Consider the following 9829-nt stretch of genomic DNA (forward strand, 5'->3'; position numbering starts at 1 on the left):
AGCGGCGTGGCATCAAGCGTGCGCACGTCGCCCGGCGTCATGCCGTCGGGCAGGATCTGCAGCGCGCCCACGCAATCGCGTCCGATCTGCGCCAGCAGATCGAACGCCTGTGTGGACTTGGCGCGGAATCGGCGCGCGGCCCGGGCCCGGATCTCCTGGCTGTCGGGCAGCAGGTTCTCGAAGTACGCGCGCACGACATCGCCGCGATGCGGCAAGCCGCCCGGCGTGAACGGGAGCGAGAGCGACAGCGGGCGGCCCTGCGGCGCAGCCTGCCAGCCGGCGTCGTATTCGAGGACGTCACCGGCGCTGGCGTCGAGGCGCCAGGTGCCTACGAAACCGCCGTTCATCCAAAGGCCCAGGGCCTGGCGGCGCGGGGTGCGTCCGGCGCGGGGCGTCACCATCCGGCGTCTCCGCTGGCGGTGGTCTTCGAACCGGTCTGCTGTTCGCGTGGCTGCAGCACCATCTCCACGCCGAGGGTGCCCAGCAGCTGCAGCAGCCGATCAGCGCTGACCCTGTTGGCGTTGCGCTCGAGGGCGGAGAGCGTCTGCTGCGTGATGCCGAGGCGCGTGGCGAGCTGGCCCTGGGTCAGTCCGGCCTGCTTCCGGAAGGCCTTGAGCAGGGCGGGCAACTGTTCGGGCGTTCGGACGGTGTACTGGCTCACGGCACGCATCCTGGGCTGTATTCTCAGGAAACAGCTTATAAGCTGTTCTTGTGAAAAACGCAACAGGGGCTGTATTTTCCCACCCGGTGGCAGAGTCAGTCGCCAACGATCGCCTTGAGGTCCTTCATCAGCAGGAACAGGTGGTAAGGGTCGCTGGGGCTGGGCTCGAAATCCCAGCCTTCGTACCACTGCCGCGCGGCATCATCCTTCGCGTGAACCAGCAGGCATCGGATGCCTGCGATGTCTGCCGCCTGCGCGGTGCGAAGCAGGGCGTCCTTCAGCAGTGCCTGCCCCAGCCCCTGGCGCTGGTGCGCAGTTGCCACCGCGAGCCGGGCAAGGATCATAGCCGGCACCGGATGGCGGGCGAGGCCCTTGGTGACGCGGGTGGTCGCTGCATCGGGCTCGACGCTGCCGACCGCCAGGCTGTAGTAGCCGACCACGTCCTTCCCCTGGCAGCAGACATAGGTCTGTGCACTGTTCGCCTTCTGGTTGACCAGAGCGAATCGCTGGAGGAACTGGTTCAGGGGCTCGCGGCCGCAGTCGAAGCCTTCGGTGCGGTCGGTGGCGGCGAGCTTGCGGACTTGCGAGTAACCGCCACTCAATCCAGCGCCCCGGGCTCACGCAGGAGCTTGCGCAGGCGCGGCTTGTCTTGGACCGGGCGATCCAGGGCCTCCTGGAAGGCCTGCCATTGGGTTTCATCCAGGACAAACCGGCGGCGATCCGCCAGCGCCTGCGACGCGGCACTTACGCCGGCATCGAGCAGGAATTCGCTGACGTTCTTGTGGCACGCGCGCGCCGCTTCCTGCAGCAGCTGCTTGACCGGCGCCGTGGCGCGGACATCGATGCGTTCGGATTTGGACGGATTGGCGGCAGCCATGGCGCGCACCTCGGGGGAACAGTTGCGGTGATCATATTGTCCGGACATCGTCCTGACAAGCTGCTGGACGGCGGTACCGCCGCTCCGTTCAGGCCCAATCAGCGCTGGGACGCGATGTACGCCAGCAGCCTGTTGATGCGCGGCAGGAATTGATCACCGATGCGCGGCATAGGCTGATCAGCCTGTTTGGGGTCACACAGGCCCTCGTGCCAGGCCGAATTAGGGCTTCGCGTCTAGACTCGACTGGTCAGTCTTCGACGCGCAAGACCGCTGCGTTCTGGTCAATCCACGGCGCGCCTCAACATAGAGGCTCCCTTTCGAGGTGTACCCCGGGCGTTACAAAAACACACATATAATTGACTTTGATTGCCGAATTGGAACACTCTTGCGGCGTGGACCCCTACGCCAAAGCCAAGCACCTGCTCGAAGCCCAAGGCAGTGCCCGGGCCCGCGACCTCCGGGCCGCTGGGCTGGAGGGCGCCCAGATCGCGCGCCTGGTGAAACGGGGTGAGCTGGTCAGGCTGGCGCGTGGCGTCTACTCGCTGCCCGGCAGGGCGCCGTCGGCGGACGAGGGGCTGCAGATCGTCGCGCGCCGGGTGCCCGACGGCTTTTTCTGCCTCCTGACGGCGCTGCGCTTCCACAGGCTCACGACACAGGCACCGCACTCGGTCTGGCTGGGAATCCCCGCCGGCCGGCACGCCCCCAAGCTGGACTGGCCTTCACTGCGGATCGTTCGGTACTCGGGTGCCGGCCTCTCGGCCGGAATCGAAACCCACGTTCGCGACGGCGTGCCGCTGCGCGTGACCGGCGTTGCCCGGACCGTCGTGGATTGTTTCAAGTTCCGCAACAAGATCGGTCTGGACGTGGCACTGGAGGCGCTCGCCGAGGTGCGCCGCGAGCGTCGAACGAGCAATGACGAAATCTGGCGACTAGCGAGTCAGTTTCGGATGGCGAATGTGATGCGGCCCTATCTGGAATCGGTGGCATGAGCATTCCCTCTCCAGCACGGATTGATTCGATCCGCCAGCGCTTGTTGAACCATGCGAAGCAGGCGGGCGAGGAGTTCCAGCTCACGCTCGACCGCTATGCCGTCGAGCGACTCCTGTATCGACTTTCGATCTCGCGTCATCGGGACGACTTCCTGCTCAAGGGCGCGATGCTTTTCCGGCATTGGTTCGATCAGGAGCACCGTCCCACGCGTGACGCGGACTTCCTTGGGTTTGGTTCGCCGGACCCGGCACGGGTCGAAGCCATCGTGCGCGAGCTCTGCGCGATTGAGGTCGATGACGGCCTGGTGTTCGATCTGTCGGGCCTGGGCGTCACCGAGATCCGCGAGACGGCCCGCTATGACGGGCTGCGCGTGAACCTGCGCGCCCGCCTGGGGACCGCCACGTGCCTGGTCCAGTGGGATATCGGATTCGGAGATGCGGTTACGCCAGGGCCCGAGGACGCCGAGCTGCCGACTTTGCTTGAGGACCTGCCCACGCCCTCGCTGCGCATCTATCCGCGCGAAACCGTTTTCGCCGAAAAACTGGAGGCCATCGTCGTGCTCGGCATGGCCAACAGCCGGATGAAGGACTACTTCGATCTGCTCAGCCTGGCCCGGGAGGGACGTCTCGATTCGGCCGACCTGCGAAATGCCGTGTCCGCCACCTTCGAGCGGCGGAATACGCCCATGCCGCTGTCCCTGCCGGTAGGGCTGACGGCAGATTTCGCATCGGACAGTGCCAAGCAAAGGCAATGGCGGGCCTTCCTCAAACGGGGCCGCCTGCAAGCGCCTGGGCTTGTGGAGGTGGTGGCCGAGTTGGCTGGCGTCGTGGCGCCGCTTCTTGGGAGGCCGCAGGCCTCCCAATAGCCGGGGGCGGCCCCGCCGGCAGTCAACGCTGCGATGCCAGGTACGCCAGTAGCCGCTTGAGCCGCGGCGCCGGGTTTGCGAACTTCACCTGCTGCTCGTCGAAGGCCTCGGGGTCGAACTTGCCGCGCTTGCCCTTCTGACTGCTGGCCCAGACATGGGACGACTTGTGGTCTGGGTCCCCGGGGTCGGCCAGGGTTTCGAGCAGGCTCTCGTAGCCGCCCGGGCCGCCGCAGTCGTCCGGCGGGGCGGAGCGCTCGCCGGCGGTGCAGCGCGGGTACTTCTTGCCCGGGGCCGCCTCGAGGATCTCCTCGAGCACGACCGTGTGCTCCCAGCCGTCGCCGAAGTCGTACTCGTACTCGAGCCGCGGGTTGGCGCGGGTCAAGATGTCGGCCACGCGGTGCTCCCAGCCGGGCAAGGGTGGGTTCTCGTCGAAGTCGTCCAGCGGCATGCCGAAGCGGGGGTTACCGTCGCGCTGGCCCCAGGGCCGGAACTCGTGCAGGTGGGTGTCGGTCCAGGCGAAGGCGCTCTGGATGGCTACATGCAGGTCCCAGAAGGTGTAGTCGCCCGGCACCTGGATGCGGCGCCAGATCAGCGGCTCGATCTCCTGGAGCTCGACCCGGATCTGGAGGATGGACTGGGGCATGGTGCGCCTTTACTCAGTGCGCCCGGGGGTGCCAGAAAAAACTTGGCACAGCCCGGGCACAGATTTGTCACAGGGGGTTTGGCGCGCCTGGAGGGATTCGAACCCCGGCTTCGGAATTCTGACACGAAAGTATACCTAGTTCCATTTCAGTTAGCGTAGTCATGCGCAAATCGATGACCACGCATCTGATTTATTTGAATAAAAAATACATGAACTATTAGACATCGTCGTAGCTATCGACAAAGAAGGGTGATTGAGACCGTAAGCAACCTCGGGTATTTTCTGGCCCATGCCAGCGATCCCCGATGAGTAAAGGCCCTACTTGAGCTACCCCGGCGCAGCGGCCACGAAGTCCACTGATCGCCTGCTGGCAGATCCCTGCCTCGGGTCAGTATCCGTGTTTCACCGTCGATGGGAAGGAGCGCTCGCCAGCGTCTACCTGTATCTCGCCGACAGACCCCCGCACGGGATCCGGGCGTTCCGCAGGGCGCTTGCGTTCGTGGCCCGGAACCGCTCCCAGTGGGTGGAAATCGCCGCAGGACGAAAGGACTGGAGTGACATTGCCACCCGGGGCAAGACAGGGGGCTTCTCCCTCGCCACGGCCCTCTTCAGCCTTTCGCCTGTCCGCGACATTGACCTCCAGCGGACCCTGGCCTGGCTGATCCTCGAGCTCCGCCTGACGGGTTGGTCGGACGAAGAACTTGAACCGGTCTGCAGCTGGCTTCGCGGTCTGTCGTCGGACGATCACAAGCTCCGCGACGCCATCGGTGGCTGCAACGGGTTGAGGTCCCTTCGGGAACGGATCGACTACCTTCAGACGCGCTCCTCCGACCCCAGGGTCATCACGGGGCATGGGGATTTTGACCTCGCTTGGGACAAGTGGCTCGAGGCCGTGGTTTCGAGGTTGCTCAGGCCCTTGAAGACAAATGCCGAATGGGGCGAATCCCGACCCCGCCCGCTCGACGGTCCGGACACGGACCCTCCCGACCCGCTTCTCGAGGATCCCTCCGAGCCCGATATGGTTTCCGGCTGGGAGTTGGATGCCGTTGAGGGAGCCGGGGAGGGCCACGGCCTAAGGAACCGGCTGGCGGCCGCCATCGGAAAGGAAATCCACCGGCGATCCAGCCCGGAGCTGCTGAGGGACCCCGACAACATCCTGCCCCGACCCGTGGCGCGCCAGGCCTGGGAGCGCACCGTAGGTCTGATTCAATCCGGACTGGATGCCAACGACCTCCCGCTGGCAGAGCAGGGGCTCGATCACCTGCTGGGGATTGAGGTCGGTTTGAGCCGGGTCGAGGCCGAGGCCACGGCGTTTGGCGATGGGGAGGCCGTGACCGGGCCGATCATTGATCTCACGGTCGGGGCGCTCAGGCGCCCCGAGTCCAGGCCGAGGGGCGCCTACTCGCCCAAGCCAGATGCTTTCTGCTTCTGGCAATCGACTGGTGGCGACATTCTCTTTCCCCTGTCGGCGATGGCGATCAGCCTCGCCCAGCGACTGCTGGCCCTCAGAGCCAAATCAGATTCGCATCAAGACACTGGGCTGCTGCTGACAGAAGTGGTCTCGCCGAAGGATCGCAAGGCGTGGCTGGCGTCGACGGAAGTGCGTCAGACACTGGATGTGCTCGAGCCGATCAAGTCTGCCACGCGGCCTGTCTATCGCCTCCGTCTAGCCGCTGAGCTTGCCGGAAGACTCGGGCAGGACGCAGCCCAAATTGCGTTCGGGGACACATTCGGAGCGAGCGCCGCCCCGACGTACTACGGCGCCTTCCCTGCGGAAGCGCTTGCCTATCAGGCGGCCCTGGCCAACGTGGGGCTGCAGGGCCGTGATTCCCCGACAGGGGCGAAAGCATACGCTGGGGAGCCCGACGCGCGAGACATCGGCACCCTGCTGACGCCCGAGGTGCGGGCTCAGTGCGCCCACATGGTCGGTTCCCGGGTTCGACCTCACCGGGCCGCCTTCGAGGGGGCTTGGGAAGCGGTGGGTGTTTCCAGCGAGCCGCGTCGCGGGCGCCCCAAGGTGATGCGGGCGGTGGACGACTGGCGGCGGCAACGAGACAGCCTCGCGCTGCACCTCATGCTGGCGACCGGCCACCGGCCATTCATGGCGTTGGGAACGATCCATCTGACAGACTTCCTTCCGGCCAAAGCCATGGCGCTAATCCGAGACAAGCGCTCGGATCCTGCTCGGCTTACCCGATTGGTCGGTACAGGTTGGAAATTCGTAGGAGCCCTCGAGTCCTTTGTCGAGGACCTGCGTCGACTCGCAAAGGATCTGCAAGCCGACGATGCTGCGCGGAACCTGGCTCGCAAGATCCTTCGAGGAGCGGAGCCGGTCTTCAGTCTGCCGGCTCCCGATGGATCGATTGAGGCTCTGGATGTCAGCCAGCTTTTGGCTCGATTGCCGCCGGTTTGGGCGGAACGGCCCAACCTTCACCGACATGCCCTCGACCAAGCCCTCATTCGGGCAGGCTTGGATCCCGAGCATCGCTACTTTCAGATGGGGTGGCTGGAGGGCGAGGTCCACGCCGTGTCCGACATGGCGCCCTATCCGGCGGACGTGTTGGGCGCGATCCTCGCGGGTCCGATAGACGCTTGGCTGGAATCGGTGGGCTGGCTGGGAGGGCATCCGCCCAAAGACCCGGACAGCATCCTGGCTGACATTCCTTTGCGCGACTTTGACCAAGCCGCGCAGGCGCATCGCGCGGACTATGAACGGCGAATCCATGAGCTAAAGCGCGCCCTCAACGAGCGCCGCCGGGAGATCACCCCAGTCGTCCAACGTGAACTGATCAAGGGTCTCGAACGTCTGCCGACGTCTAACGTCCTCGTTCCTTTCCTATCCAAAGGCAATCACGGTGAGCTTCGCCTGCGGCTCAAGGATCCGGCTGCCGAACGACCACGTATTACGCCGGACATGGTTGATGCGGTCCTGGCCCCATTGCGCTCAAATCGCTACGAGCCCGTCCATGCCTATGTGGGAGCGCGGATACTGAGTGCTGCGCTGCTCTGGGCCTGCAAGCGACGCCAGTGCTCTGCTTCTCTCCCGCCGCTCCAGCAACCGTCTTTCAAATCCGTTCCCAGTCCCTTCGTCCCTGGTATCGGTCTGGCCTCGGCGGTTGCAGACGAACTCCGGGCTACCTTGGTGTCGGCGGCATCGAACACAAAGGAACCGAAAGACGGCGCGACTTGGCGGGCCCATCTGGGCATCTGGGCAATCCTTGCCCACACGCCTTACCGCAGCCTTAAACAGGCGCGACTGATTGCCTTGGGCCTTGAGGATGCCAAACACAGCCAAGCCAATGGATGGCTACTGCGCGTTCCATTGGGCGACGGCCATGTGCCGATTACCGGCCCGGCGGCGCCGTTGCTCCATCGGTTGCGACAGGAGTCGGGCTGGCGGGATCTGGTAGACCGCGTGTGTGGCGACGGGTCTGCCGAGCTTGGGCGGTTCCTGAAGACGATCCTGCCCGGCCGTATACCCGCTGGGGTTTCTGAGACCAAACTGCGGGATTGGATGATCGCGACCTTGCGAACGGCCGGAGCCGCCCAGCTGACCGGGCCGGAGCGCTTGGTCATGAACGGGGTGGTCCAGCCCGCCAGTGTTCGGGCAGATCGGATCGCTGCCGCGGAGGATGGTGCCTCCCTTCCTGGTCTCGAGGATCCGGATGCGTTGTTGGACTCGTCCAGCGAAACGGAGAAGAACGGCAGGAGGAGCAGAAAAACCCCAGAGCCAACCGGCGACGAGAAAGTACGCCGGCTAATGAAGTGCTTCCATGCGGACTATCGGGGGGCGATTGCCGGCGAGCCAGCCTTGCCGCCCAAGGGTCGAATCAAGCAACTGCTGCCCGAGGTGAAGAGGGTCCTTGGAGAGCTCGGACGTACTCCAACCCTCCCCAGAATGACCCTCGAGTATGTGAAGAAACTCATGGTCAAAGGCGGACCCAGGTCCAAAGGCGGCATGAAGCTGCGATCCATCTATAGGATCTACCACAGCATTGCCCCGTCGCTGGCGGCGGTGCCTGCGACGGTCGATCTTCGGGATGTGGGCGAAGAGACCCTGACCAATGCCCTCTTGGCTTCGATTGTCCTGTCCAAGAACAAGGACAAGCCGGATGTCCTTGATGAGGTCCGGCGCTTCGTCGAGTTCGTTGAGGAAGACCATGACATCCCCACGCCGAACTGGGACCTGGTCTATCTGAATGCCGGAGAGGCCATCCGCGGAAAGGACCCGGCCATCGTCACCGACGCCGAGGTCAGCGACATCCTTCAGGTGTTGGCCTCGAATGTCTCGCCGGAGGCAATGGCGGGTATCGATCCCGTTGAGCATCGCGCGCGCGAGTTGGCCTTTGGATCGGCCCTGCTGCTCGAGGCATCGAATGCCCGTCCGCAGTCCATCTATGGACTCACGCTGGCGGACATCCACTTGGGTCCGGGAGGGGACTTCATACAGCTGCGAACCGCCGGCAAGTACGCGGAGGTCAAAACCCCCACTTCTGCCGGATTCATACCGCTCGACGGCGAGGTGTGGCAGGGACACCGACGTTGGTTCGTGGAGTGGATCCAGGGCTTGCGACGAACCCGACCCCAAGAGGATTGGATCCACATACCGTTGTTTGCCACGCCCGATGGGCCTGTGGGCGACCGCTTCCCGAGGAGGCTCTTCCTTGATCGTCTCGGCGAGTTGATCCGATGGCGCACACGGCAATCTAGGGGACGCACCTACTGGCTCCGAAAGCGTGGTGTCCGGAATCGGCACGACCAGGTTCGCCGGGCGAGGAACCCGAAGGCCAGGGATGTCTATCGCGTCCTGAAGGTGTGCGGGCACTCGACTATCGTTACCCCGATCGCGTCTTACATCGGGGATCCTTCGGCATGGATGGACCTGGATACGCCCGTGAAGGCGGCCGCAGAGCGTGGTGCGGCTTCAGCGCTCTCTGGGCTCCCCGCAGCCACGCTGGACCAGCGTTGGCAGCGATGGCGTCATGCCAGCAAGGCGAGCGACGGACCCGACGAAAAGACTCGCCTTGCCCTCATGCTGCACATGCCCGATCCCAAGTGGCCGCGTCTGGAGCTTCCCGACCCGCCGCCTTATAAGTCCACATTGACCGGCTTTTCGCTGCAGGCAGTGGAGAGCGTGATGAACGCCTTCTCCATGGGGTGCTCCCCAGAAGAGGTGGTCGAGATCATCGACGTGGACGTGGGGACTGTGGGGGCCATCCATACCCGCTGCCAGGAGCTGACGCGGCGAACAGGACTCCTGTTTTCGAAAGACTCCCTGCGCAGGCCCCGCAGGACCCCGGCGTACCTTGGTCTCATGGCGGAGTTGCGCAGCGAGACACGGGGCTTGGGCGTCTTGGCGCGGGAGTGGGTCAGCTGCGCGCGGATCAAGGTGCCTCGGGGATCGATCGCCCTGATTGAACCGGCAGCCGTTGCGCAACTGCGCGCCTGGGCCGAAAGGATCGGATATGAACTGGCGAGCGGATCGAACGCAAGGGGAGATGTGGGGTACTGCCTGGCACAGAAGGGCGAGGGCGCCTATGGCAGTGAACCAGTCCTGGAATGGATATTGGCGGTGCTCTGGGTTGCGGCAGGTCTGGCGGTCTGTCGCGATCTGAAGCTGCTTGGTTGATCGGTTTGATCCGCTGGGCCTCCGCTGCAGGGCCCATGAACCGCCGCACTCGGTATAAAAATTGGCAACAATCGACATTCCAAATGGCGAGCCGTTGCAACCGCGCTGGTGCCGAGCGCTAAACCCCCATAATTTGGGTTCTTCTCCCAACTGAGGGGAGAGTG

Annotated in this window: 8 protein-coding genes; 3 read left to right on the plus strand and 5 right to left on the minus strand. The window is 64.5% G+C overall.

Annotated features, from left to right (window positions below):
* The 4 genes from C6N40_RS13665 to C6N40_RS13680 form a co-directional block, all read right to left on the minus strand.
* The coding region (locus C6N40_RS13665; RefSeq protein WP_205208626.1) for a HipA N-terminal domain-containing protein at positions 1–401 on the minus strand (401 nt) is incomplete at its 3' end.
* Positions 395–670 (minus strand): helix-turn-helix domain-containing protein, encoded by a 276-nt coding sequence (locus C6N40_RS13670; RefSeq protein WP_205208627.1) that lies wholly within the window; start codon positions 668–670, stop codon positions 395–397. The genes C6N40_RS13665 and C6N40_RS13670, both read right to left, overlap by 7 nt.
* Before the next feature lie 86 nt (positions 671–756).
* On the minus strand, positions 757–1263 hold the full coding sequence (locus C6N40_RS13675) for a GNAT family N-acetyltransferase (RefSeq protein ID WP_106991582.1): 507 nt from the start codon (positions 1261–1263) through the stop codon (positions 757–759).
* The gene (locus tag C6N40_RS13680; RefSeq protein WP_106991583.1) at positions 1260–1538 is read right to left on the minus strand and encodes a type II toxin-antitoxin system TacA family antitoxin; all 279 of its coding nucleotides are present in this window, start codon (positions 1536–1538) and stop codon (positions 1260–1262) included. The genes C6N40_RS13675 and C6N40_RS13680 overlap by 4 nt, the downstream gene beginning before the upstream one ends.
* Before the next feature lie 392 nt (positions 1539–1930).
* Here C6N40_RS13680 and C6N40_RS13685 point away from each other — a divergent pair, with 392 nt between their 5' ends.
* Together C6N40_RS13685 and C6N40_RS13690 are read left to right on the plus strand one after the other, a co-directional pair.
* The gene (locus tag C6N40_RS13685) at positions 1931–2527 is read left to right on the plus strand and encodes a type IV toxin-antitoxin system AbiEi family antitoxin domain-containing protein (RefSeq protein ID WP_106991588.1); all 597 of its coding nucleotides are present in this window, start codon (positions 1931–1933) and stop codon (positions 2525–2527) included.
* The gene (locus C6N40_RS13690; protein WP_106991584.1) at positions 2524–3393 is read left to right on the plus strand and encodes a nucleotidyl transferase AbiEii/AbiGii toxin family protein; all 870 of its coding nucleotides are present in this window, start codon (positions 2524–2526) and stop codon (positions 3391–3393) included. The genes C6N40_RS13685 and C6N40_RS13690 overlap by 4 nt, the downstream gene beginning before the upstream one ends.
* Positions 3394–3415: 22 nt before the next feature.
* On the opposite strand, the gene C6N40_RS13695 is transcribed toward C6N40_RS13690, so the two are convergent.
* Positions 3416–4036, minus strand: a complete 621-nt coding sequence (locus tag C6N40_RS13695; protein WP_106991585.1) for a plasmid pRiA4b ORF-3 family protein — start codon at positions 4034–4036, stop codon at positions 3416–3418.
* 322 nt (positions 4037–4358) lie between these two features.
* Here C6N40_RS13695 and C6N40_RS13700 point away from each other — a divergent pair, with 322 nt between their 5' ends.
* Complete coding sequence (locus C6N40_RS13700; protein ID WP_162782256.1) at positions 4359–9665, plus strand: site-specific integrase; 5307 nt, start codon at positions 4359–4361, stop codon at positions 9663–9665.
* Positions 9666–9829 lie beyond the last annotated feature (164 nt).

Source organism: Arenimonas caeni, from assembly GCF_003024235.1.
GTDB lineage: Bacteria > Pseudomonadota > Gammaproteobacteria > Xanthomonadales > Xanthomonadaceae > Arenimonas > Arenimonas caeni.

Bases quoted from the DNA above. Each gene is read 5' to 3' on its own strand.
- C6N40_RS13695 (WP_106991585.1), bottom strand. From the start codon at position 4,036: ATGCCCCAGTCCATCCTCCAGATCCGGGTCGAGCTCCAGGAGATCGAG.
- C6N40_RS13670 (WP_205208627.1), bottom strand. From the start codon at position 670: ATGCGTGCCGTGAGCCAGTACACCGTCCGAACGCCCGAACAGTTGCCC.
- C6N40_RS13680 (WP_106991583.1), bottom strand. From the start codon at position 1,538: ATGGCTGCCGCCAATCCGTCCAAATCCGAACGCATCGATGTCCGCGCC.
- C6N40_RS13690 (WP_106991584.1), top strand. From the start codon at position 2,524: ATGAGCATTCCCTCTCCAGCACGGATTGATTCGATCCGCCAGCGCTTG.